The 24,329-nt window shown below is 46.2% G+C and carries 18 protein-coding genes; 14 read left to right on the forward strand and 4 right to left on the reverse strand.

All coding sequences use genetic code 11. The annotated features are described in order from the left end of the window. Window positions 1–39: 39 nt before the first annotated feature. The 3 genes from KIK04_RS20935 to KIK04_RS20945 all read right to left on the reverse strand — a co-directional run bounded on the left by KIK04_RS20935 (window position 40) and on the right by KIK04_RS20945 (window position 2,220). Entirely contained in the window at window positions 40–1,125 is a 1,086-nt protein-coding gene (locus KIK04_RS20935) for a permease (protein ID WP_232275515.1), read from the reverse strand. Between the two features lie 90 nt (window positions 1,126–1,215). Next, window positions 1,216–1,848, reverse strand: coding sequence for a beta-class carbonic anhydrase (locus tag KIK04_RS20940; RefSeq protein WP_232275517.1), 633 nt, complete (start codon window positions 1,846–1,848; stop codon window positions 1,216–1,218). 18 nt (window positions 1,849–1,866) lie between these two features. Beyond that, window positions 1,867–2,220 (reverse strand): iron-sulfur cluster biosynthesis family protein, encoded by a 354-nt coding sequence (locus KIK04_RS20945; protein WP_232275519.1) that lies wholly within the window; start codon window positions 2,218–2,220, stop codon window positions 1,867–1,869. Window positions 2,221–2,357: 137 nt separating this feature from the next. On the opposite strand from KIK04_RS20945, the gene KIK04_RS20950 reads away from it, so the two are divergent. From KIK04_RS20950 to KIK04_RS20970, 5 genes are all read left to right on the forward strand, one after another. Further along, window positions 2,358–3,875: a carboxypeptidase M32 gene (locus tag KIK04_RS20950; RefSeq protein WP_232275520.1), complete on the forward strand. Its 1,518-nt coding sequence runs from the start codon at window positions 2,358–2,360 to the stop codon at window positions 3,873–3,875. Between the two features lie 1,239 nt (window positions 3,876–5,114). Then, entirely contained in the window at window positions 5,115–6,122 is a 1,008-nt protein-coding gene (locus KIK04_RS20955) for an ABC transporter substrate-binding protein (RefSeq protein WP_232278847.1), read from the forward strand. A 24-nt stretch (window positions 6,123–6,146) separates the two neighbouring features. Then, complete coding sequence (locus KIK04_RS20960) at window positions 6,147–6,932, forward strand: ABC transporter ATP-binding protein (protein ID WP_232275522.1); 786 nt, start codon at window positions 6,147–6,149, stop codon at window positions 6,930–6,932. Continuing rightward, entirely contained in the window at window positions 6,929–7,852 is a 924-nt protein-coding gene (locus tag KIK04_RS20965) for an ABC transporter permease (RefSeq protein WP_232275523.1), read from the forward strand. The genes KIK04_RS20960 and KIK04_RS20965 overlap by 4 nt, the downstream gene beginning before the upstream one ends. Window positions 7,853–8,029: 177 nt before the next feature. Then, window positions 8,030–9,016, forward strand: a complete 987-nt coding sequence (locus KIK04_RS20970; protein WP_232275525.1) for an aromatic acid exporter family protein — start codon at window positions 8,030–8,032, stop codon at window positions 9,014–9,016. 174 nt (window positions 9,017–9,190) lie between these two features. On the opposite strand, the gene KIK04_RS20975 is transcribed toward KIK04_RS20970, so the two are convergent. Then, window positions 9,191–9,838, reverse strand: coding sequence for an isochorismatase family protein (locus tag KIK04_RS20975; protein ID WP_232275527.1), 648 nt, complete (start codon window positions 9,836–9,838; stop codon window positions 9,191–9,193). A 432-nt stretch (window positions 9,839–10,270) separates the two neighbouring features. On the opposite strand from KIK04_RS20975, the gene KIK04_RS20980 reads away from it, so the two are divergent. From KIK04_RS20980 to KIK04_RS21020, 9 genes are all read left to right on the forward strand, one after another. Continuing rightward, window positions 10,271–10,840: an outer spore coat protein CotE gene (locus tag KIK04_RS20980; RefSeq protein WP_232275528.1), complete on the forward strand. Its 570-nt coding sequence runs from the start codon at window positions 10,271–10,273 to the stop codon at window positions 10,838–10,840. 192 nt (window positions 10,841–11,032) lie between these two features. Further along, window positions 11,033–12,853, forward strand: coding sequence for a putative amidoligase domain-containing protein (locus KIK04_RS20985; protein WP_232275529.1), 1,821 nt, complete (start codon window positions 11,033–11,035; stop codon window positions 12,851–12,853). 86 nt (window positions 12,854–12,939) lie between these two features. Next, a complete protein-coding gene (gene mutS, locus KIK04_RS20990) occupies window positions 12,940–15,873 on the forward strand; it encodes a DNA mismatch repair protein MutS (RefSeq protein ID WP_232275530.1) in 2,934 nt (977 codons plus the stop codon). Window positions 15,874–16,275: 402 nt separating this feature from the next. Then, window positions 16,276–18,477: a DNA mismatch repair endonuclease MutL gene (mutL, locus tag KIK04_RS20995; protein ID WP_232275531.1), complete on the forward strand. Its 2,202-nt coding sequence runs from the start codon at window positions 16,276–16,278 to the stop codon at window positions 18,475–18,477. 74 nt (window positions 18,478–18,551) lie between these two features. After that, a complete protein-coding gene (locus KIK04_RS21000; protein ID WP_232275532.1) occupies window positions 18,552–19,343 on the forward strand; it encodes a class I SAM-dependent methyltransferase in 792 nt (263 codons plus the stop codon). After that, window positions 19,336–20,274, forward strand: coding sequence for a tRNA (adenosine(37)-N6)-dimethylallyltransferase MiaA (gene miaA, locus KIK04_RS21005; RefSeq protein ID WP_232275534.1), 939 nt, complete (start codon window positions 19,336–19,338; stop codon window positions 20,272–20,274). The genes KIK04_RS21000 and miaA overlap by 8 nt, the downstream gene beginning before the upstream one ends. Window positions 20,275–20,324: 50 nt before the next feature. Further along, entirely contained in the window at window positions 20,325–20,567 is a 243-nt protein-coding gene (hfq, locus tag KIK04_RS21010) for an RNA chaperone Hfq (protein WP_232275535.1), read from the forward strand. A 212-nt stretch (window positions 20,568–20,779) separates the two neighbouring features. Further along, window positions 20,780–23,476, forward strand: coding sequence for a PBP1A family penicillin-binding protein (locus KIK04_RS21015; RefSeq protein WP_232275537.1), 2,697 nt, complete (start codon window positions 20,780–20,782; stop codon window positions 23,474–23,476). A gap of 50 nt (window positions 23,477–23,526) precedes the next feature. After that, the gene (locus KIK04_RS21020) at window positions 23,527–24,258 is read left to right on the forward strand and encodes a peptidylprolyl isomerase (RefSeq protein ID WP_232275539.1); all 732 of its coding nucleotides are present in this window, start codon (window positions 23,527–23,529) and stop codon (window positions 24,256–24,258) included. The last annotated feature ends 71 nt before the right edge of the window (window positions 24,259–24,329 follow it).

Below are 24,329 nucleotides of genomic sequence, written 5' to 3' on the forward strand. Positions count from 1 at the left end.
CATCCCTCCTTGATTGAAGTTCAACAGTAGCGCTACACGTTAATGAGACAGCCATTTATACACGAAATGACTAACGAACGGAATGACTCCAGCTAACAGTAAAGTGAAGACGATAATAAAACGTTTGCGAAACACAGTCATCATCATAAATGTCATTTTCAAATCAAGCATCGGTCCAAACACGAGAAAGCTTAACAGCGCAGGTGGTGCCGCGGTCGAATAAAATGAACTGGCAATAAAAGCGTCAGAAGTCGAACAAAGCGATAGGACATAGGCAAGTCCCATAAAGCCAAAATGCTCTGCTGGGCCGTTCATCCACGCTGCATCCAAAAACCAGTTACGCGGAACGTGAGTTTGAAATAGAGCTGTAATAAAAGCGCCCAATGCTAAAAAAAGTGCGGTGTCTGTCCATTCTTGTCCCATATGTTCAATGGAGTGACGGAGTCGTGAGAGTCGAGTGGGACGATCAGAGTGAGTATGGGTGTGTGTGTGAACCGGTGAAGCGTCGTTGGTGTACGTTTGCAGCATCGAGTGAGTAAGCGTATTCGCAGGCAAACGATGAGTAAATAGCCGTTCTAACAACAAGTATAGCCAACCTGCGAATAGTACGACAATGAGTGCGACAGCTACACGTCCCCACACCATTTCAGCAGCTTGTGGAAAGGCGACCACCGTTGAACTAATTACGATTGGATTAATAATCGGAGCAGCCAGCATGTAGACGAGCGCAACGGGAATCGGCAGCTTTTTCTGAATGAGTGTACGTATGATAGGAATCATTCCGCATTCGCATAGAGGAAGGATAAGTCCTCCTAATGAGGCTAATGTCACTAGGCCGAAGGTGGGTACCCGTTCAGTAAGTAATCGAATACGTTCGGGCGATACAAAAGCATGCAAGAGAGAAGATACAATGACGCCTAACAGAAGAAAGGGCATAGCTTCTAAAATAATACTGACAAAAACGGTTGTTACCGGTGTCCATATGTCGTTCATCGGAGCGTCTGAGAGCGTTAATGTACTTAAAAATATGCCGCCTACGATACACAAGGGGATGAGTAATGGGACAATTGTAGCAGCGGAAGGCGTATGGGTAGTAGCTGTGGAGACACGGGTAGGTGTGCTCAATTACGGTTCACCTCTCATTTGCGTAATCATTACGAATTATATTAACAAAAAAAGGAGTAGGATTCAACCCACTCCTGTACAACCCAATCACTACCGTGTCGCAGAAGGAGAATGCTCTGAACTGGCAGCAGCTTCTAACTTCGCATTCGCTTTATCCTGCAAATAGCGGTATCCGTCCGTAATCCACTCCAAAGCCCCGGTTTCTGGGTGAATAATCATCCCGTGAATAGGAATCGTTGGGGGGAGAAGCGGGTGGTTGCGCAAAATACTTACACTATTCAGTACACCCTCATGCACGTTGTTAAAGCCGCGGAGCCAATCATGAAGCTTAATGCCGGAATTCGTAAGCGTGTCCAGCACAACATCTTCGACACCTAAATTCTTCGCCTTATTAATAATTTGTTCGGAATTCAAACCGGTCATTCCACATTCATAGTGCCCGACCACGACGACTTCGTTCGCCTCTAGTTCATACAAAGCAACCAGCACGCTGCGGACAACACTCCCGAAAGGCTGGGAAATAATAGCCCCCGCATTTTTAATAATTTTAGCGTCACCGTTACGCAAATTCATTGCTCTTGGGAGCAACTCCACCAAGCGGGTGTCCATACATGTGAAGATGACCATTTTTTTGTCAGGAAATTTGTTCGTTAAAAATTGTTCATAGTCTTTGTTGTTCACAAACTCACGATTGTAATCTAATATTTCGAACATGTTGGACATCGTACTACCTCCTCAAACTTAACCAATCGACGATGATTTATGACTGACGCGACGATCCACGCATTTTACATGAATAGAATAAACTTGTTGTGCGCTGCTCAACCGAAAAGTACCTGCTGTATGGTTAGCATGTAATTTAATTCGCTCTTCATAATAGATTAAATGATGTCGATCAATAATGAAAGTAAAATTCGTATTACTTTCTAATTGTTCATCTGAAGCCGCAAGCTCATCAACGAGCCACAAGGCAGGCACGCCATTAACAGCACATCCACAGCCTTCTGTGTCGAACACGAGCTTGACTAGGCCATGATCATTGCCTACGCGCTGCTGTAGTAGTAATAAGGCTTCTTCCGTAAGTTCCATATACATGACGCCACATCCTTTATATTGCCGGATTTCATTTACGCGCTATTGAATGTTGATTATATCGTTAACACCACGTATCATCAAGAGGAGACAAGTTATACACCAGTTATCGTACAAATGCAGCAGAGGTGGGGAAAAGCATGAGTAAGTCAAATGAGACAACTATACAGCAGTTCCGCGATATTGTAAGCAAAATTGAAAGCTATGATGAAGCAATCGGATTGATGAATTGGGATTTGCGTACGGGAGCACCGCGAAAAGGTGCAGAAATTCGCTCCAACACGATCGGGGCGTTGTCAGGCGAAAGATTCAAGCTGTCTGTTTCCGATGAAATGGGCGATTGCTTGAATAAGTTAGAACAAAGCGAGACGTTGGAGTCGTTAGACCCCATCACGCAAAAAATGGTGCTAGAAGCTCGTAAAGAGTATGATCGCAGTTGTAAAATACCGCAAAAATTGTACGAGGAGTACGTTGTGCACACATCCCATGCGGAGACGGTCTGGGAAGATGCCAAAGAGAAAGCGGACTTTGATATGTTCAAGCCGTATTTGGCCAAAACCGTGCAAATGACGCAGCAGTTGATCGATTACTGGGGAGTTAAAGAAACTCGCTACGATACGCTGCTTGATATGTACGAGCCTGGCTTGACTGTGGCGAAGTTGGATGAAACGTTTGGCCAGTTGCGCCAGCAGCTTGTTCCACTTGTACAAGCTGTGGAAGCGTCTTCAAACAAGCCGGAGTTTGAGTTCTTGCTGCAATCTTACTCGATTGAGCAGCAGAAGGAGTTCAATGCATACCTGTTACGTGCGATCGGGTATGACTTTGATGCAGGTCGATTGGATGAGAGTGCACATCCGTTTGCAACTGGACTTAATGTCGGTGACGTGCGTATCACGACAAAGTATTTTGAAAATGATGTTTCGAATGCCGTATTCAGTACGCTGCACGAAGGTGGTCACGCTTTGTATGAGCAAAATATAAGCAGAGACCTCGTCGGTACGAAATTGTGCAGCGGAACGTCTATGGGTATTCACGAATCGCAATCTCGTTTCTGGGAAAATATTATCGGACGCAGTCGTCCGTTCTGGCAGCGCTACTTCGGACAGCTCCAGCAGACGTTTCCTGAGCAGTTGAGCAACGTGAAGGCTGATGATTTTTATCGTGCGATCAATCGTATCGAGCCGTCGCTCATTCGTATCGATGCTGATGAAGTTACATATAACTTGCACATTATTATTCGCTACGAGATTGAAAAGATGCTATTTAACGACAATTTGGACGTTGCTGATTTGCCAGAAGTGTGGAATGAGCGTTATAAATCGTACTTGGGCATAACGCCTGCTCATAATGGGGTAGGTGTGCTGCAAGACGTTCACTGGTCTGGTGGTGGTTTTGGCTACTTCCCGTCTTATTCACTAGGCAATATGTACGGTGCACAGATGATGGCAACTTTGCGCAAAGTGATGCCGAATGTCGATGAACTGGTCGAAGCGGGCGATTTGTTGCCTATTACGGCGTGGTTGACCGAGCAAGTGTATAAGCATGGCAAGTTGCAGACACCGTCAGAAATCATTATGAACGTGACAGGGGAGCCGCTTAATCCGCAATATTTGGTCGATTATTTAACGGCGAAGACGAAAGATGTATACGGTTTGTAACGCAGTATTTGTAACACAGTAATGGTGGATCATAAATCATTTATTACTGCTTAATTAAACGTTTATCATGCATGTAATAGCTTCGTGAAGAAGAGCTACTCTTAGACGAGTGGCTCTTCGGTTTGTCGAGAAACCCCTGTCTTTTTTCAAGACTTGGGTTTCTTATTTTTTTTCAGATACCGAAGCGAATCATAAGGGGGGACACCCGTTTCTCTAGGCAATCCAAGTGCGACAAATACGGCATATAATCATGGACATTTCCGCTCTCGTTTTAGCGCTTTTTGGTTTTCCTTCTGAATCCTCCTCTACCGCTGCATTAAGCTCGTGCATATAATTTTTCGTCTTTTCCAGCTAATGGTCGTGTGGTAGGGAACTTGATCAGTCAGCCCTAACCTTAAGAACTAGCGGTAAGCTGGATTGGTTTGAGTTTCGCGTTCCAGTTGGCGTTCAGAGCAAATGATCCTGAGGAAGTAAATTCTCAATAGAGACGAATCCGTAAGATTGTGGCCTTCCCCGCTTGGAACACAGCATAATCAAACATCACCCGTTCATAAATAGTTACCTGTATTGTAAAATATTAACGCGGTGTCGTATTGAATGTTATGAGAATAAAAATAGCTGCCTAGAAGGCAAAGTTAGTTCTTAACGGTTGCTATAGTGGCTATATCGCCAGATTTAGCTCGTTTTGATTTCTAACGGTTATAGGTGAGCTTATTTCTCGAATTTCATTCAAAATCCAGCTGTTTTCATCGTAATAAGCGTCCTCATAACCGTTACATGTTGAATGGGTGCATATTCGCTGAAATAACAACTGTGGCAACCGTTAGGAGAGGAGGCACAGTGATTCAGCTGACCACCGTCAGCTGATCACCAACGGTTAGGGCACAAGGGATCAACTGAGTACCAACCGATAAGGGCGAAGCTGCTTACCGCTATCTCAATGAAGAGAAACCCTCGTCTTAACAAGCAGAGGTTTCTCGACAAGCTGAAGAGCTACTCTCAAACGAGTGGCTCTTCTTTTTTTATGTGCAGCGAGCATCATATGCGGGGCGTTTAACCAATAAGCGCATTCGTGCATAGACTGCTGTAGGGAGTGGTGTGCGATTTGCGTCATTTACGTGATAGGGTGCGATCAGTGCCAGTTGCCTTTTCCGCTATTCGAAAGCGTAATATCATTCGTGAAACAAGTAAAAGGGAAGGGTCATTCCACACCATAATGAATGAAAGGAGGTTATGGCAATGCGTTGTCGACTATGGGTTTGGTTACTAGTTGCGACATTATCTTTGTCTGCGCTATTGAGTGCGTGTAGCCAACAGAAGAGTGGGAACATAAAGGTGAAAGTAGGCGAAGTGACACGCTCTATTTTTTATGCACCGCAATATGTGGCCTTGAGCAAAGGTTATTTTCATGAAGAAGGTTTAGATGTTCAGTTGCAAACGACGTTTGGCGGAGACAAAACGATGACAGCTTTGCTGTCCGATGCGATCGATATCGCGCTTGTCGGCTCCGAAACTTCCATTTACGTGTACCAGCAGGGCGCGGAAAATCCGGTAATCAACTTTGCTCAACTCACACAAACGGACGGCACCTTTCTCGTAGCACGGGAAAAGCAGGCAACGTTCAGCTGGGAGAAGCTTAAAGGGAGTGTCTTCCTTGGCCAACGTAAAGGCGGGATGCCGCAAATGGCGGGTGAATTCGTACTCAATAAACACGGGATTAACCCAGCCAAAGATTTAACCTTAGTCCAAAATATTGAGTTTGCACATGTCGCGTCCGCCTTCGCATCGGGGACAGGTCAATATGTGCAGTTATTTGAGCCACAGGCTTCTATTATTGAAAAAGCAGGCAAAGGCCACGTTGTTGCCTCGTTCGGCAAGGAAAGCGGGCGGTTACCTTACACCGCTTATATGGCGAAGCAACGTTATATCGACCAACATAAAGAGGTCGTACAAAAGTTCACGAACGCTGTCTATCGGGGACAGCGGTGGGTGCAGTCCAACTCTCCACAGGCAGTTGCAGACGTGATTGCACCGTACTTTAAAGATATTGATCATTCCATTATCACGAATGTTGTAAAACGATATCAAGAGCAGCAATCGTTCGCTCTCGATCCTGTAATAGATGAGCAAGAATGGAACAACTTGCTGGAAGTGCTTGACGCTGCGGGCGAGCTAAAGCAGCGCGTGCAAATAACGGATATTGTTAACAATGACTTTGCTGTGCAGGCGAAGCAGCACATCCATTAATGGTGCATGCAAGGGGGCGGGTGAATGGTTTCAGCAGTGCAGTTAAATCAAATCACTCATGTATATGTGACGGAACGTGCGGCAAAGCTTGCCATTCACGATCTGTCGATCGCCATTAAGCCGGGAGAGTTTGTCAGCCTTGTTGGGCCAAGCGGGTGTGGTAAAACAACCTTGCTATCTATTATGGCTGGATTGTTACAGCCAACGCAGGGCGTAGCCTCTATTTATGGTGAGCCTGTTTATGGTCCGTCGCCGCGTGTGGGGTATATGCTTCAGCAAGACTATTTGTTCCCATGGCGAACGATATTAGAAAATGCTTGCATCGGCTTGGAGCTGAAGCAAAGCTTGAATGAGCAGTCGACCGAGCGCGTTATTCGTTTGCTGGAAGGGATGGGCTTAGGTGGGACAGAGCAGCTATACCCCCAGCAATTGTCTGGCGGCATGCGCCAGCGGGTATCGCTTGTCAGGACCTTAGCGACAGATCCAGAGCTGCTGCTGCTCGATGAACCGTTCTCAGCGCTTGATTATCAGACGAAGCTGCAATTAGAGGACCTTATTGTCGAGACGTTGCAGGCTCACGGGAAGACAGCTGTGCTTGTGACCCATGACTTGTCAGAAGCGATTGCTGTAAGTGACCGCGTCATTGTGCTCAATCGCGATCCTGGTAGTGTGCGTCGGTCGTTTGAAGTTCCACAGGCAATCAGGGAAGTTCAGCCTTTTTATGCGCGTGAGCAGCCAGGATTTAACGACTTATTTCACGAATTGTGGCGTGAGCTGGAAGATTCCGATCGAGAGGAGTCTTTAAAATGACCGATTTTAATCAACATGGACACGCTGATCATGAGCCAGAGCAGGGAGCTTCTTCCGCATCAAGTGCTGCGGGTTGTGCGATTCATAGTCAAGCAGTTAGTCAAGCGCGTGCCCAACAGGCGACAGAACTCGTTGCACATACGTTTGCGAACTACAAACGTCAACGGAAAGCCTTTTCGAATTACGTACTGCTCACACAGCTTATTATTCTTGTATCCAGTATAGGCCTATGGGAATTGGCAGGGAGATTAAAATGGATTGATGTTCTCTTATTCAGCTATCCAAGCAAAGTTGGCGCGCAAATTGTGCAGGACATCGTAAATGGCACGCTGTGGCCGCATTTAGCGATGACGGTTGGAGAAACGATAGTCGGCTTTATACTGGGTACTGTTTTTGGTACCATGCTTGCGATTCTCATTTGGTGGTCTGAATTTCTCGCCCGTGTACTTGATCCGTACATGGTCGTATTTAATAGTATGCCTAAAGTTGCGTTGGGACCTATATTTATCGTCGGTTTCGGTCCAGGCTTTATGTCCATTGTGGCAACAACGTTGTCCATTACCGTTATTATTACGACCATTGTCGTGTATAACAGTTTTCGTGAGGTAGACGCGAACTTTGTTAAAGTGGTGCGTGTATTTGGCGGGACGAAAAGAGTTGTGTTTCAAAAAGTTATTTTACCCGCCTCGTTTCCCGCTATTGTATCCACATTAAAAGTAAATGTTGGCTTGTCGTGGGTTGGCGTTATCGTCGGTGAGTTTTTAGTTTCAAAAATGGGCTTAGGATATTTAATTATGTACGGATTTCAAGTGTTTAATTTTACATTAGTATTATCATCCCTCGTCGTGATCGCAGTTGTTGCCACATTGATGTATCAAGCTGTTGTTTATGCAGAACACAAATTACTTTATCGCAAGTGAGCAAATAGCGGTTGGAAATCGATAAGAATGATTATGATAACAGCATATCGTAGTAGGGAAGCGTTGCATTATGGTGGCGTTTCTTTTTTTGCACTTTTTTTTGCACATCTAGCCTGAGCTATCTATAATGAAGGGACAACATCACGATTACGTTACATACAAAATGAGGTGTGGCTTATGGTTTTTGGCTTTATCGGTATCCGCGTAATTAAGACAGCAATAGCCACCATTCTAGCCATTGTCATTGCTGATTTGGTGGGAGCGTTAAACCCATTGGGAGCGGGTTTGCTGGCAATATTAGGCGTTGATGTTACGCGCAAGCGCAGCGTGCAGACGGTATACGCTCGTTTTTTTGCCTCTCTTATCGGACTACTGCTCGCTTCGCTCTTATTCGGATTTCTCGGTTTCCATCTTTGGGTGTTAGCGCTATATATTTTGATCGCGTTTCCTGTGATCGTTAGGTTTCATGTGAAGGAAGGCATTATAACGAGTTCTGTCGTTGTGTTTCACATTTTTGGCGAAGGTATACTCACGTTACAAAACGTCGGAAATGAAATTGTGCTGCTCATTATTGGACTCGGCGCTGCCAGCATCGTTAATTTAATTTACATGCCAAATGAACAAGACAAGCTTATACATATACGTACAGAAGTGGACAACCTGTTTTCCCTTATATTTGTACAAATTAGCCGAAATTTGCGTCATCCTGAATATGCTTGGAACGGTCAGGAGCTGATCGAAGCGAATGCAAAGATTAAGGAGGGCATCTCGCTTGCTTCGCGTGAGTTAGAAAATCGGCTTATGCGTTCCGATGATAGTAAGCAGGACGAGCAGAGGCTTATTTATTTTTATATGCGCAAAACGCAGTTGGATAGTGTGCAAAATATGATACAGTTGCTATCTCAGGTGTATGAATCTTTCCCGCAATGTGATCTGGTAGCCGATTTATTCGATCAGCTAAGCGCTGACGTCAAAGAAACGTATTATACAGGAAAAACAGAGCGGCTTCTGCAAACAACAGAGTATCAATTTCGGGCTATGGATTTACCTTCCAGTCGGCAGGAGTTTGAGGTGCGCGCAGCGGTGTTGCAAGTATGCCGCGAGTTACAGCAATATTTAAAAATCGCGAAAAAAGATAAAAAACAGACGCAAACTCGAAGCTGATCCGCGTTGCTGTGCACATACAAATTCCGTTTAAGCTCATCAATATGATGATCGCTTAAACGGAATTTTTTTGCGTAAATTACGTAATTTACGTAATTTTCATATGCAGTGTACGCGCTGTCTGCAAAGTGCCCGATTGCAGTAAGGATTGCAATCGGGCTGCGTAAATGAGCCTTATTTAGAAGATTGGCCTTCTTTGAATGCTCTTTGGAAGCTTTCAATCAAAAGGCCGTAGTTAGGCATCAATTCGGCTAGCACAGTTGCAAATTCTTGAGCATCCGGGCGATTCCACGTACCTTGAATTTCGGCAATAAGCGCCAACGTATCAATTGGAATCGCGCCAGCTTGCACGATGCGTGCTAATGTAATATCTGTCGCCATTTTGCTCCAGTTACCCGATGCATCAATGACAGCGTACACTTTGTAACCCGCTGCCAAAGCGGATAAGGTTGGAAACGCCATGCACACGCTCGTAAGCGTACCTGCAATAATTAACGTCTTCTTACCCGTCGCTTCTACCGCTTTTACGAAATTGGGGTTATCCCATGCATTAATTTCACCGTTGCGCGGTACATACACGATATTCGGTAAAATTGCTGAGATTTCTGGGATGAGTGGGCCGTTCGGTCCAGAAGGCACAGAATCCGTCGTAATGGTCGGGATGTTAGTCAATTTTGCCAATTTCGCAAGGGCAATTGCGTTTCTACGCAACGTTGTCACATCCATATCCTGTACCGTTTGAAACAGGCCGCTTTGGTGATCGATTAGCAAAAGCGCAGCATCCTTGGGGTCGATAAACACGTTTTTTTGTTCATTTGTCATGATTTATTTCCTCCTCAAAGTTTGGATGGATATACGAGCGTTGTTTTTGCTATGTGTGTTTCTATGTTCCGAGTAGGTTCGCTCATATATCTTGAATTAAAGATAAACGATATCAAGATATATGTCAAGCGTATGGCATGCATCGTAAAGAAAAACTTACAAATGGTTATGTTGGAATAATTCAAGGGTGTCATGGCGTAATGTAGTAGTGGAAACGACGGCCACTGAGAGCAGGTTCCATGGTAAGCGCTATACATAATTCACCCTAATTTCATAGGGAATCATCTTAGTTGACTAGCAAGAAAACATTAAAAAAGCAAAGTTTATATGGGACGCGAAGATATAATAATTTTATTCTAGTCAGGGTTATCAACATTCGCCTATGTCCTGCATACACTTTAAGTGAATGATTGTATGGAGGAGGTCCACAAGATGGCAATTACAGATAGACATCATTGGCGGGAAATCATCACGAAAGCGGTCTGCGGCAAGGGTCGTAAGTTCTCCGTCGTCACACATAAGGTCACTCCGCCTCATAATCCGACCAGCATATTGGGGGCATGGATTATAAACCATCAATATGAAGCGGTGAGAGCTGGAGATGGCATTGAGGTCATCGGTACTTACGACATTAACATCTGGTATTCATACAGCAATAATTCACAGACAGATGTTGCAAAAGAATCTATTTCTTATGTAGAACTCGTTCCACTGTCGTACGTTGACCCTAGGCACCGTACCTCGACGGAAGAGGTGACTGCCGAATCGGTTCAAGAACCGAACTGTGTAGAGGCCAGCGTATCGGCAAGTGGAACGAGTGTTTCCATTCGCGTTGAACGCGAGTTCGCCGTGGAAATGGTGGCGGAGACGAAGGTATTTGTACGTGTACATCCTAATGGTGTTCCAGATTACGAGGACAAAGATTTTGACTTCGCCAATACGAGCAGTGATGGCGGCGACTATGATGATTTGGACCCGGAGTTATCGGATGACGAAGTGTAAGAGCGATCGCCGCAAGCCGTTTGCGGCGGTTTCTTGTTTCGTGGGCTTTATACTTAAGCATATGCAGCACGAGCGACAGCGACGAGGGCGGGAGCCCTCCTTTTTTTATATTTTCTAAAAATGGGCTTGCCCGCATCATTTATTTCCATTAGTGAATGAAACGGGAAGGGTGAAGATGGGTGAATCTACAAGATGCTGACGGGTGAGAACACCAGAGTAGCGAGCAGTTCAGATGTACACGATAAAAAGGAAGGGAATAACAGAATTGTACTATGCGGCGACCAGCACATCCCCGCACTATGGTTGAAAAAAGACTGGCATAAGATCTGTTTATCGAGTCAATGCGGGGAAAAGGCTTCATTTAGCAATGTGAAGAGGAAACTTAGAGCAAATGGCGAAACCGGAGAGATCGGAGAGATTGGAGAGGCGCCATTTATTGTAGTTTGGTCGGAAAATGGCGCCGGCTTTAGCCTGCCACTCCTAGAACGTGCCACATCGCAACGCGGTCGACGGATGGACCAGTTGGCTCAATGGGTGGCACGTATCGAGCGGCGCGGGCGCATTATCGTTCTCAACCGTTATGGACGATGCTGGAACGATACACAAATGCGTGCGCGGCTGCAATGCTTTGGCGTACCTACAGCGGAGCATGCGACTTGGCGTGGTTTGCCTCCTAGTGACGCTCATCATTACGTGCGTACGATATGTTTTTGGGTGAATCAATGGCGTGTTGTGGCTGCTGCTCATTGTAGCCGAACACTTTCGGGCCACTATTTATACCGGCCACTCTTGAATTGGCAGCAGCCACCGTTTAGACGTTTAAGCCGTATGGCGACGCGGGCGGCATACGCGCTGGGGTGGGACACTGTAGCTGTTACAATTAGCTGTAATCCGCAAGACAAAGAAGGCAATGAGCAAGCTTGGCCTACGGGGGTATTAGACGAACCGCAGGCAGGTGATGTTGTTGAACGTGTGGAACCTGTTCCCGCACAGCTACCGGAATGGGTAGCTGAAGCCTATGCGCAGCAGTGGGAAGAGGAGCTGGCACAGTGGCAAGGAGATAACGATCAGGCCAAGGTGAAGTTTGGCCTTGATATGGAACTTATTTTGTATGATGCTGCACGGGCGAAGTTAGTACCTGCATCCCGACATTTACCGATCGGGGGGGTAGCTGGATGTGACGCAGTACGCTTTGGAGGTAAAGTAATCCATCCGCTGATGGAATTAAGGCCTAAGCCAGCCCATTCACCCGAACAACTGTTGCAACATTTGCATCAGGCTGTCCGATTGGCTTGGCGCTACATATGCAATAAACAGGCCCCAATTTCAAAAAATAGTGAACGTGATACTCATCCACGCCCAGTAACGTCAGGCACAGCTTTAAGTTGGTTAGTTGGTAGTAAACCGCGTGGGTATTTTCCGTTGGGCGGACATATACATTTTAGCGGATTTTCTCCGTCAACTGAGTGGATTCGTGTTCTAGATACGTATGTTACGCTTCCTTTGTCATTGATGGAAGATAGGCGAGGGCACAGACGTCGGCCGCAATACGGCGCTTTCGGCGACGTGCGGGAGCAAGCGCATGGTGGGGAGGGTGGATTCGAATACCGCTCACTTCCTAGCTTTATGGTAACTCCATCCTTTACGCTGGAAGTGCTTACTCTTGTGCAGGCTGTAGTGAAACATTGGCGCAGCTTGCAGCGCCGAGATAGTGTCAGGGACGACATGATTTCACTCGTATTAAACAAGGCGACTTTGAGGACGAGTAAGAAAAAAAGGTTGGTAACGCAAGATGACTCCCAGTTGTCGGATGAGCTGCGAGCAATTGCTTGTGAACTATTAACCGAAATTATGACATGTGTGCAAGCTGAAAAAAATATAGAATCGTCAGTCGTTGATGCCTCATCTATCTCAGAATTGGAGCGTCTTCAATCGTTGCACACCAAAATTAAGATAGGTTGGAGCTGGGATGAAGAGGCCGATATTCGACTGGAATGGCTCGATTCTACATAAGAATAAGCGTTGAACTGAAATGCGGCGTGAGTCCGCGCTTTTTTTTTGCTATAATAAAGTTCTATTTACAGTTACGGAGGGTGCATATGGCGAAGCATACGCCGATGATAGAGCAATATTTGGCGATCAAAGAAAAAGCGAAGGACGCATTTTTATTTTTCCGTCTAGGCGATTTTTATGAACTATTTTTTGAAGATGCGATACTTGCGTCACGCGAACTTGAAATTACGTTAACAGGCCGCGAAGGAGGCGGTGTTGAGCGCATTCCGATGTGTGGCGTTCCACACCATTCCGCGGAAAATTATATTCAACGACTCATTGAAAAGGGCTACAAAGTTGCGATTTGCGAACAAGTAGAGGACCCTGCTACGGCAAAAGGCGTCGTGAAGCGCGATATTGTGCGCATCGTTACGCCTGGAACCGTGATGGAAGGCAAGACGATTGACGATAAATCGAATCGTTATTTGTTATGTTTGACTGAGACAAAAGGGCTGTATGCTTTAGCAGCCTGTGATTTGTCGACAGGGGAAATGGTGGTCAGCTCGGCTCAGGCAGATCCGGCTTGGTTGTTGGATGAGTTGAACGTGTATATGCCGTCAGAAATTATCGGTCACGAAGCGCTGCTTGAGCAAGCGAAGCCATTTACGAAAGCGTGGAGTAAGGCGGTGTTGTTCACCACTTGGTCTGGTCGTGCTGACGATCTTGTACGTCAACAATTCGGTGACTCCACTTGGGCGCGGCTTGATGAAGAACGTCAGGCTGCCATTAGCGTGATGATGGATTATTTGCGCGAAACACAGAAACGTTCGCTCGGGCAATTGACGACGGTTCGCAGCTATGAACCCGATCAATTTCTCGTTCTTGATCCGTTCACTCGTCGCAACTTGGAACTAACTGAAACCGTACGTGAGCGAGCGAAAAAAGGCTCGCTGCTATGGCTGCTGGACAAGACAGAAACGTCCATGGGCGCACGTTTATTGCGTCGTTGGATCGACAAGCCGTTACTGAATCGCAATGCGGTTGAAGCGCGTCTTGAAGCGGTAGATACGTTGTATAATCAGCTCATTTGGCGTGAAGAAATACGTGAGCAGTTGGCGGCTATCTATGACTTGGAGCGACTCGTAGGGCGTATTGCGTTTGGTTCGGCAAATGGCCGCGATCTCGTCGCTTTAAAAGCCTCTTTGCTGCGCGTCCCTGCGCTGAAAGAGTTATGTGCGAATACGTCGTCTAGCACATTGCGTAAACGTGTCGAACAGCTAGATGATTGTGGAGATGTGGCGGAGTGGATCGAGGCCTCCATTATGGATGAAGCGCCTGTGTCGGTTCGCGATGGAGGACTAATTAAGCCGGGTTGCGACGCCTATTTGGATCAGTTGCGTGAAGCGAGCGTGAACGGAAAACGTTGGATTGCGGAGTTGGAGCGGAAAGAACGTGAAGCTACAGGCGTCAAATCGTTGAAAATCGGCTACAACAAAGTGTTCGGCTATTATATTGAAGTAACACGGGCTAACTTGCAGTCGCTGCCGGAGGGACGGTACGAGCGTAAGCAAACATTGGCGAATGCGGAACGTTTCGTAACGCCGGAGCTGAAAGAGAAAGAAGCGCTTATTTTGGAAGCCGAAGATAAAATGGTCGGCTTGGAATATGAGTTATTTTCAGCGCTTCGTCAGCGGATCGCTGACCAGATTCGACGCTTGCAGTCGTTGGCGGAAGCGATCGCCGAGGTTGACGTTTACCAGTCGTTGGCGGCTGTCAGTGCTACGCATCGTTTTGTGAAGCCACAGTTGACCGATCGATATGACATTCATATTGATGGCGGGCGCCATCCAGTCGTTGAGGCGGTAATGGAGAACGGTTCATTTATGGCCAACGACACGCTGCTCACCGAGCATGAGGCTGCCATGATGCTTATTACGGGGCCAAATATGGCCGGTAAAAGCACCTACATGCGCCAAGTAGCTCTGATTTGCATCATGGCGCAAATCGGTTGCTTTGTACCAGCAGAACGGGCTGTGCTATCTCTAACTGATCGTATCTTTACGCGAATTGGAGCTGCCGATGATCTGATAGGCGGACAAAGCACGTTCATGGTTGAAATGATGGATATTCAGGTGATGACGGCTAATGCAACGCCACGCAGCTTAGTTATCATTGATGAGCTTGGTCGGGGAACGTCAACGAGTGAGGGGATGTCCATTGCGCAGGCCGTTATTGAATACGTTCACGACAGCATTGGCTGTAAAGCGCTAGTTTCGACTCATTTTCATGAGTTAGCGCATTTGGAAAATCGTTTGCCACGTTTGCGAAATGTGTGCATGGCTGTGCAGGAAAGCGGCAACGATGTCACCTTTTTGCGCAAGCTTATTCCAGGTGCGGCAAGTACAAGCTACGGTATTTATTGCGCACGGTTGGCTGGATTACCGAATACGATTATCGACCGGGCTTATTCACTGCTAACTCATTACGAGCAGGCGGTACCACAATATAATGAGCCTGTCGAGCAATCGGTGCTGCCTGCTTCAAGTTCTTCTCGTTCGCAAGATGAAATGAACGGTGGGTTAATAGCAAGCGAGCACACAGCTTTAGCTAACAATGATGAGCTGCTCAGCATTGGCCAGCAGCCTGCGCACAGCGGGGCCAGCGAGGCCCCTATCGAGCAGTTGTCACTGTTCGGGTGGAGTGAATCTGCCCCAACTGCACAGGCCGTGGCAGAGCGTAAAGAAGATAGCTCAGCGCTTGCGCCTGCAAATGTAGGGCAATCCGCGCAGTCATTACGAGCAGATCACGCGGCTCACACCGATCTTGCGAATTATGCAGGTCACGATGATCAAGCAGCTCAAGCAGGTCGCGTAGATCATGCGAAACAGTCGGAGCATCCGCTTCAACCTGTCATCGATGAACAGACACGTATGTTGTTGTCGAAGCTGCAAGAAGTAGATGTGATGTCGCTAACACCGTTGGAAGCGATGAACAAGCTGCATGAGTTAATGAAGCAGGCACGTAAAGTTAAGTTAGATTAGGTTAGCGGGATGGCGTTGGATTGATTTGGTTCGGCTCGGATCAATCCGGTTATGCTTTAGTACGTATTTTGATTAAAGTCTTTCGGACAATGTCCTTAGTAAGTGGATATTCTCACGCGCATGTCTTTCAAATGGTGGACACAATTGCTATAAGTAGATAGGCGTCATGCTACTACGGGAATCGCATATGTAGTGTGTTAGAGTGGGTGTTGCGCTATATGTAGTTGATATGTGCTGTAAGTTGGTTATGGACACATACCTTATTGATGTCCACATGGACACATACCTTATTGATGTCCACCTTTGTATAGACTTCGTTGTCTTTTTCCACTGATGAAGAACAGGAACGGTCCTTATTTAATATTAGGTAACGAAAAATAGCTTATTGAGGAGGGAATAACGTTGGCCATCATACAAGTGTTGGACGAGCATATTGCAAACCAAATCGCGGCCGGGGAGGTGGTGGAACGTCCCGCCTCAGTCGTAAAAGAGCTTGTTGAAAATGCTATTGATGCAGGCAGTACGCGGATCGATGTCACCATCGAAGAAGGCGGATTGCAGCTGATTCGGGTCAAAGATAATGGCTCGGGCATTGAGGTGGATGATGTTGAAACCGCATTTCTACGCCATGCGACGAGCAAGATTCGCGCGACTAAAGATTTATTTGCGATTCGTAGTCTCGGCTTTCGTGGCGAGGCTTTGCCGAGTATTGCCGCTGTTGCCAAGGTAGAACTGCTCACATCTGCCACGTCCGACGGATTAGGGCGCCGCTTCGTGATCGAAGGTGGGCACGTCGTTGCAAATGAGGCTGCACAAGCGATGCAAGGTACGCAATTTACAGTGCGTGAGTTGTTTTTTAATACACCTGCACGTTTAAAATATATGAAGACGATACAGACTGAATTGGGTCATATTTCTGATTTAATTTATCGGCTAGCTTTATCATATCCGAATATTGCTTTTACGTTGAAACATAATGACAACAACTTGTTACAGACGATTGGCAACGGTGATTTACAGCAAGTCATCGCGGCTATTTACGGTGTGCATACCGCTAAAGCAATGATCAAATTAAACGCTGACCATTTGGATTTTCAATTGGAAGGCTACGTGGGTAAACCTGAACTAACGCGCTCTAATCGAAATGCGATGTCTTGGTTCGTTAACGGTCGCTATGTACGTAGTTTCACTTTGAATCAAGCTGTTATGAAAGCGTACCATACTTTGTTGCCTATTAATCGCTATCCAATTATCGTCGTACATGTTAAGATGCATCCATCCTTAGTCGATGTCAATGTTCATCCGGCCAAGATGGAAGTACGGTTTAGTAAAGAAACGGAGCTAAGCGCTTTTGTGGAGGAAGCGGTACGTGCCATCGTTCAGTCCCAGCAGCTTATTCCACAAGTGGCGACAACGCCTAACCAAGCTAAAATAAGTACATTTGTGCAACAGACTGAGCTGCAATGGATGACAGCAGCTGATGCGAGCGGGGAAGTACTCACGCCAAGAGGCTCACTGATGGCACAAGCGTCAGATGCGGTACAGGCCTCAGATGAGAGGCGTGCACAACAGGCAGATGTCGAAATATTGAATAAACGGTCGCTTGAAAAATACGAACAAGGGCAGTTGGCGACAAATTTTGCGCAACCAAATGTGACATCATCCGACAGGGGCGACACAAGCGGTACAGCTGCTAAATACGGGCAAAAAGAATCGAATGTTAGTGGTACACGAGAGCGTGTCGAATATAGGGAGCAACGTCAGGATGTGAGTCATGGCGTGACTAAGGAACCTGTTCATCCAACGACAGCACTAGATAGGCCTATGTTCGTTAGAGAGAGTGAAATTCATAAAGATGCTCCAATTCAATCTCATCCAAGTCAATCTCATATTAAAGAAAATGTAAATGGAAAATCAGACTCAGCTGCTCGTAGTGGTAACCCATCCATCAAGCGGGAAGGTCTCTCCAACGCATCCAATTGGAAAGAATGGATGCGAACAGAACAGGATACGCAGTTGCCGCCTTTTCCTGCGTTATCGTATATTGGCCAGTTACACGGTACTTATTTAATCGCGAACAATGAGGAAGGTTTGTACCTGATTGACCAGCATGCTGCGCATGAACGAATTAATTATGAGTACTATTTTGAACAATTTGGCAAGCCAGCAGACGCTATACAGGAGCTGTTGCTCCCATTGACATTGGAATTTACGCCTGCGGAAGCTGCTCGCATTCGTGACCGAATGGCATTTTTAGAGCAGGCTGGATTAATATTAGAACCTTTTGGTGGACAGACGTTTCTTGTACGGGCTCATCCGTATTGGTTCCCAAAAGGGGATGAATTGTCTGTCATTCAAGAAATGACGGACTGGGTGCTGAATGAGAAGGCACCTGACATTGCTAAAATGCGTGAAGCATCAGCCATTATGTGCTCTTGCAAAGCTTCTATTAAAGCCAATCAACGATTGTCTGCATTGGAGGCAGAAACGTTGCTGGCGCGCTTGGGCAAATGTTATCAGCCTTATACATGCCCACATGGAAGACCGATTGTCGTTAAATTTACGACACACGATCTGGAAAAAATGTTTAAACGTATTATGTAACACCAATGTGATAGGTAGAATTGCGATGCAGATTTGTATTTCGCTTTCTTCCCCGTATATAATGAGGAGGAACTATGATAATTACGACGGGTGATGCCACATCACCGCACATCATCGAGCAAGCACGGCAATTGGCGGTGGAGCTTGGATACCCATTTTTGGAAAGAGGCAACGACTCGCTGCCAAGAATGCAGCGAAAGTATGCAGATGATGAATTTTTAGTCTTGTCAAATGCTGGCGCGCGCTTTAAGAAGCTCAATAAGGCGGATATTACGTACCATCCGAGCATGGCATATTTACGAGCTAAACGATTGCTATCCGGTGAAAGCGACCCGATGATCGAAGCTTCGGGCGTACAACCAGGCGATACCGTGCTAGATTGCACGGCAGGTCTTGGGTCTGACGCACTTGTATTTGCGGTAGCAGTCGGAGAGTCTGGTTCCGTGACCGCGGTCGAAAGCGAGCATTCGCTTTATGCGGTCGTTCATATGGGACTACAGCTATATGAGACGGAGAATGAAATTGTCAGTCAAGCAATGAAACGGATTGAAATGCGATATGCGCATCATGGAGAATTGTTAGCATCGTTACCTGATCGTTCGTTCGATGTTGTATATTTTGACCCTATGTTTCGTTCACCCGTGGAAGAGTCCAGCTCGATCAATCCATTGCGAGTATTGGCGAATCATGACGCTTTAGCGCATGATGTCATTGCGGAGGCTTGTCGTGTAGCACGCAAATCCGTTGTGATGAAAGAGCTGAGATATAGCAAAGAATTTGCACGACTTGGATTTACACGGCTTGTGCGAACGGGTTCAAAATTGGCTTATGGAGTGATTGAAATTGCCGACAACAACAGTGAATAAACCGAGACTGCTTGTGCTCGTAGGACCGACTGCTGTCGGCAAAACGAAGTTAAGTTTGGAAATGGCTAAAGCGTTTAACTGTGACATCATATCAGGAGACAGTATGCAGGTGTATCGTGGGATGGATATTGGCTCAGCAAAGTTGCCGGAACAAGAGCGAGAAGGCGTTCCTCATTATCTTATGGACATTCATGATCCGGACGAACCTTTTTCCGTCGCTGAGTTTCAAGACCATTGTCGACAACTTATACCAGATATTTCAGCGCAGGGGCGTCTCCCCTTTATCGTTGGAGGCACAGGGCTTTATGTAGAATCTGTTTGTTATGGATATGAATTTAGTGAAAGTGGTGCAGATGAACCATTTCGACATGAAATGACGGCATTTGCAGCGCAATACGGAGCAGACGCATTGCATGCCAAATTGGCAGAGGTAGACCCTGAATCTGCTCAACGATTGCATCCGAACGACCAACGACGCATTATTCGAGCTCTGGAAATATTTCGTCTAACCGGAACGAAAATGTCCGCACAATTAGCCGCACAACAGCGTGAGGCCGTGTATGATTTGTGCATCATCGGTTTGACAATGGACAGGCAAATGCTTTATAAACGAATAGAGGCGCGTATTGATATTATGTTAGAGCAAGGCTTGATTGATGAAGTTCGCCAATTGCTTGATCGCGGCTACACCCGTGAACTTGTATCCATGCAGGGGCTGGGATATAAGGAGATTGCGGCATATTTGGACGGAGAATGGTCATTGGAAGCGGCTGTGGAGCGTCTAAAGCGCGATACGCGTCGTTTTGCGAAACGCCAGCTTTCTTGGTTCCGTCATATGAAAGATATTGAGTGGGTCGACGTGACGCAAGTTGAGCAACACGAACAACATTTCTCACAAATTTGTAGTATCGTAGCAGGAAAGTTTCGGTAAGAGGTTGAATATATTTCAACACAATCTCATGATTATTGGGGGTACGGACGATGAATAAATCTATTAATATCCAAGATACGTTCTTGAACCAATTGCGCAAGGAAAGCATTCCAGTCACGGTCTACTTAACGAACGGGTTCCAAATCCGCGGTGTTATCCGCGCGTTTGACAATTTCACAATCGTCATTGATAGTGACGGACGTCAGCAGATGGTGTACAAACATGCTATCTCAACGTTCACACCTCAACGGAACGTATCCCTGATGCAGCAAGAACACCAGAACGAAGCTTAATATCGAAATGTAAAAATTGGGGTGGGGCAGAAGGTGAAACTTTTTGCCCCCCTTGCACGTCTAATGGGATAGCGCAGCTGCTGAACAACCTTGAAGGGTTGTTCTTTTCATTGTGAGTCTTATTGAAATAGAAATAGACCGCTGTTCAATGATACTGTAATAAAACACATCATACAGAGAGAGGTTCAGTCTGGAAAAGGGAGTCGGTTAGAGTGACGAAAAAAACGGTACCCCGATCTACTCGGGGCTCTGCGAATACGAGAGAGAAACCTAAGAAACGAAATAATAAATGGTCTTGGAAAAAGTCCTTTTGGATTATGTTCTTTACAGCTGCATTTGCTGTATTTTGTGCCGTTGGTGGTTACTTATATGTATTGTTAAACGGCGAACGCTTGATGAAACAATATAAAGATGCAGATATGTTCCAAATGGCCGAAATCTCCACTATTTATGACAATAGCGGTAAAGAACTTGCTAAGCTTGGCCATGGGATTGAAAATCGGGAAATTGTCGAGGCGGCAGATATTCCAAAAAAAGTGCGCGATGCCTTTATCGCGACAGAAGACCGACGCTTTTATGAACACCAAGGTGTTGATTTGTGGTCGATCGGTCGAGCGATGGTTAAGGATATTATGGCGCGCAGCCTCGTCGAAGGCGGTAGTACGATTACGCAGCAGCTAGCGAAAAATATGTTCTTAACGAGCGATAAGACGTTTTTCCGTAAAGCGACGGAAGTGTCGATATCGTTAGCGCTTGAGAATCATTTTACGAAAGAAGAAATCTTGACGATGTATTTGAACCGAATTTATTTCGGTAAAGGTGCATATGGCATCAAGGCGGCTTCGATTAAGTATTTTGGGAAAGAAGACTTGAATGATCTTCAGACGTGGGAAATTGCAACGTTGGCTGCCATTCCAAAGGCACCAACGCACTATAACCCGATCAACAATCCAGATAAGTCGAAGGATCGGCGTGCAGTTATTTTGCAACTGATGAAAGATCAAGGTTTTATAACAGCGGCCGCGGCGAAAGAAGCAGCGGAAGTCAATTATGAGCACGAAGAAAAGAAATCTACGAATAAAAAAGTAGACACCACTCCCTATCAATCCTTTATTGATTATATGGTTGAGGAAGCGGTCGATAAAACGAACTTATCTGAAGATCAGCTGTATCGTGGTGGTTATCACATTTACACGACGATGGATGCTGATGCACAGCGTATCATGTTCGAAGCGTTTAACGACGACAGCATGTTTGAAAAGAGTAAAGATGAAATCAAGGCTCAAGGAGCCATGGTCATCACCGATCATGCGGATGGTTCGGTCGTAGCCATGATGGGTGGACGTGATTATGAGCGCAAAGGGTTGAATCGTGCTACTGTTGCGCGTCAGCCGGGCTCATCGATGAAACCTATCGTTTCGTTTGCTCCAGCATTGGAAACAGGGCAATACTTCCCTTGGTCCTCGCTAAGCAACAAGAAAGAATGCTTTGGCAGTTACTGTCCAAGCAACATCGGTCAGCGCTATACAGGTTCGATGGATATGGCGTCAGCGGTAAAGCGTTCGGTTAACATGCCAGCAGTATGGCTGTTGAATGAGATCGGTTTAGCTAAAGGGTTTGAGTTCGCTCAGAACTTAGGTATCCCTCTGAAAAAAGAAGAGGATTACAATCTGTCGATCTCCTTGGGCGGTATGTCGCGTGGTGTGTCGCCGCTTAATATGGCGCAAGCGTATAACGCTTTTGCCAATGGTGGTGATTTCTTCCCGTCATACAGTATTACAAAAATAGAAGATCGTAATCATAAAGAGTTCTATGCATACAAAGTTCCGGAAGGAAAGCAAGTGATGAGTGAACAAACGGCTCATTATATGACGGAAATGATGCAAGATGTCGTGACGGGCGGTACGGGTAGAGATGCACGTATTCGTAACCGTGAGGTTGCGGGTAAGACAGGTTCGACGCAGCATGCCGTTCCGGGCTATAACGGACCGGGTAATCGTGATGTTTGGTTTGTTGGCTATACGCCAGAATGGACAGCTGCTGTGTGGATGGGTTATGACAAGACCGATCGTAACCATGTGTTAAAAACGAGTAGTGACCAAACGGCACGCATGTTTAGTAAGGTAATGTCTGAGGCGCTTAGTAAAAAGAAAAAAGGCAGCTTTAAAACGCCAAGCAACATTAAAGAAAAACCGAAGCCGGTGCAAGCTGTATCTGGGCTGAGTGCATCTTACTCGGAAAATACAAAGACGGTAGCACTGTCGTGGAAAGCCGTGAGCGAGGGCGATGCTTCGTACAACGTGTATCGGAAATCGTCTAAAGACAGCGCATATACGAAATTGTTGAGCGGCCTCAAAGAAACGAACGCTGAGGATATCGGTGTCTTTGCAGGTGAGTCGTATCAATATTATGTGACAGCTAACGTGGGTGAGAAGAAGGAAGAGACACCGAGATCGAATGAGGTGACGGTTGCAATTGCAGTGGAAGAGCCGATTGAACCGCCTGTAGATCCGGTCCAACCTCCAACTACTGACCCAACAAATCCAGATGTACCGACCGATCCGACGAATCCTGACAATGGTGGCGGTGTCACACCAGGTGGAGGAGAAGACGGCTCCGAGGGCGAAGGAACGGATCAAGGAGAAGGTCAGGGACAAGGGCAGGGGCAGAACCCGGACGGCAGTACGGGGGAGATAACGCCGAATCCTGGATCTGGTGAAGGAAATTCCTCAAACGGTGATGGAAGCATAAATGGCTTCAGCAACGGCGGTGGAAATGGTAACGGTAATGGTAATGGCAACGGAAATAGTAACGGTAATGGAAACGGCAATGGCAACAATGGTGCTGACAATCGTAACAATAATGGTCAAGGCAATACTCCCAACAACAATGGGAATAACGGTACGTAAATAGAATATAACGCAGTACAATAAATGCTCAGTTGAGGAGTTAGATGGTAATGAAACGTATGATGAAACGTAGCAGTATGTTGCTGTTGTTGACTATAATTGCTGTTAGTTTGCTATCAGCTTGCGGTGATAAGCCGCAAGCTGAACAAACACCGGGTGGAGCTGTAGCCAACGAGCAGGGTAAGACTGGTTCCAGCACCGAACAACCATCAAGTAATAGCAAGGACAGCTCATCCAAGCCTACAAAGTCTTGGAGTGAACCACCGAAAATGGTGATTGATCCGACTAAAAATTATGTGGCAAAAGTGAAGACGAATAAGGGTGAATTTTCGATTGAGCTATTTGCGAAGGAACAGCCGCAAACGGTGAACAATTTCGTCTTTTTAGCAAATGAGAAGTTTTATGATGGCGTAACGTTCCATCGCATTATTGAATCCTTTATGGTGCAAACAGGGGACCCGCTCGGAACAGGTGCTGGCGGCCCTGGCTATACGATTAAAGATGAGTATAATGTGAAGCGTTCGTATGAGCCAGGTGTTGTTGCAATGGCGCGTACGATGGCGCCAGACAGCGCAGGTAGCCAGTTCTTTATTTGCACAGGAGCAGACGCAGCAGGTCTAGATCAAAATCCGACGTATGCGATTTTCGGCAAAATAAAAGACGGTATGGATATCGTGACGAGCATCGCCAAAACGCCAGTGGAATCTAATCCAGATACAGGTGAGGTAAGTAAACCTGCATCGGAAATAAAAATTGAATCTGTAACGATTGAAACAACGTAATAGAACGAAGATGAATGCGTGCAATTTATATATTGCGCGCATTTTTCATAGGCAAATACGGGAGGGATCAG

The sequence above is a fragment of the Paenibacillus sp. 481 genome, assembly GCF_021223605.1.
Lineage (GTDB): Bacteria > Bacillota > Bacilli > Paenibacillales > Paenibacillaceae > Paenibacillus_B.

Excerpts from the sequence above, each read along its gene's own strand:
- KIK04_RS20940 (WP_232275517.1), bottom strand. The coding sequence starts at position 1,848 with ATGTCCAACATGTTCGAAATATTAGATTACAATCGTGAGTTTGTGAAC.
- KIK04_RS20945 (WP_232275519.1), bottom strand. The coding sequence starts at position 2,220 with ATGTATATGGAACTTACGGAAGAAGCCTTATTACTACTACAGCAGCGC.
- KIK04_RS20950 (WP_232275520.1), top strand. The coding sequence starts at position 2,358 with ATGAGTAAGTCAAATGAGACAACTATACAGCAGTTCCGCGATATTGTA.
- KIK04_RS20955 (WP_232278847.1), top strand. The coding sequence starts at position 5,115 with ATGCGTTGTCGACTATGGGTTTGGTTACTAGTTGCGACATTATCTTTG.
- KIK04_RS20960 (WP_232275522.1), top strand. The coding sequence starts at position 6,147 with ATGGTTTCAGCAGTGCAGTTAAATCAAATCACTCATGTATATGTGACG.
- KIK04_RS20965 (WP_232275523.1), top strand. The coding sequence starts at position 6,929 with ATGACCGATTTTAATCAACATGGACACGCTGATCATGAGCCAGAGCAG.
- KIK04_RS20970 (WP_232275525.1), top strand. The coding sequence starts at position 8,030 with ATGGTTTTTGGCTTTATCGGTATCCGCGTAATTAAGACAGCAATAGCC.
- KIK04_RS20975 (WP_232275527.1), bottom strand. The coding sequence starts at position 9,838 with ATGACAAATGAACAAAAAAACGTGTTTATCGACCCCAAGGATGCTGCG.
- KIK04_RS20980 (WP_232275528.1), top strand. The coding sequence starts at position 10,271 with ATGGCAATTACAGATAGACATCATTGGCGGGAAATCATCACGAAAGCG.
- KIK04_RS20985 (WP_232275529.1), top strand. The coding sequence starts at position 11,033 with ATGCTGACGGGTGAGAACACCAGAGTAGCGAGCAGTTCAGATGTACAC.
- mutS (WP_232275530.1), top strand. The coding sequence starts at position 12,940 with ATGGCGAAGCATACGCCGATGATAGAGCAATATTTGGCGATCAAAGAA.
- KIK04_RS21000 (WP_232275532.1), top strand. The coding sequence starts at position 18,552 with ATGATAATTACGACGGGTGATGCCACATCACCGCACATCATCGAGCAA.
- hfq (WP_232275535.1), top strand. The coding sequence starts at position 20,325 with ATGAATAAATCTATTAATATCCAAGATACGTTCTTGAACCAATTGCGC.
- KIK04_RS21020 (WP_232275539.1), top strand. The coding sequence starts at position 23,527 with ATGAAACGTATGATGAAACGTAGCAGTATGTTGCTGTTGTTGACTATA.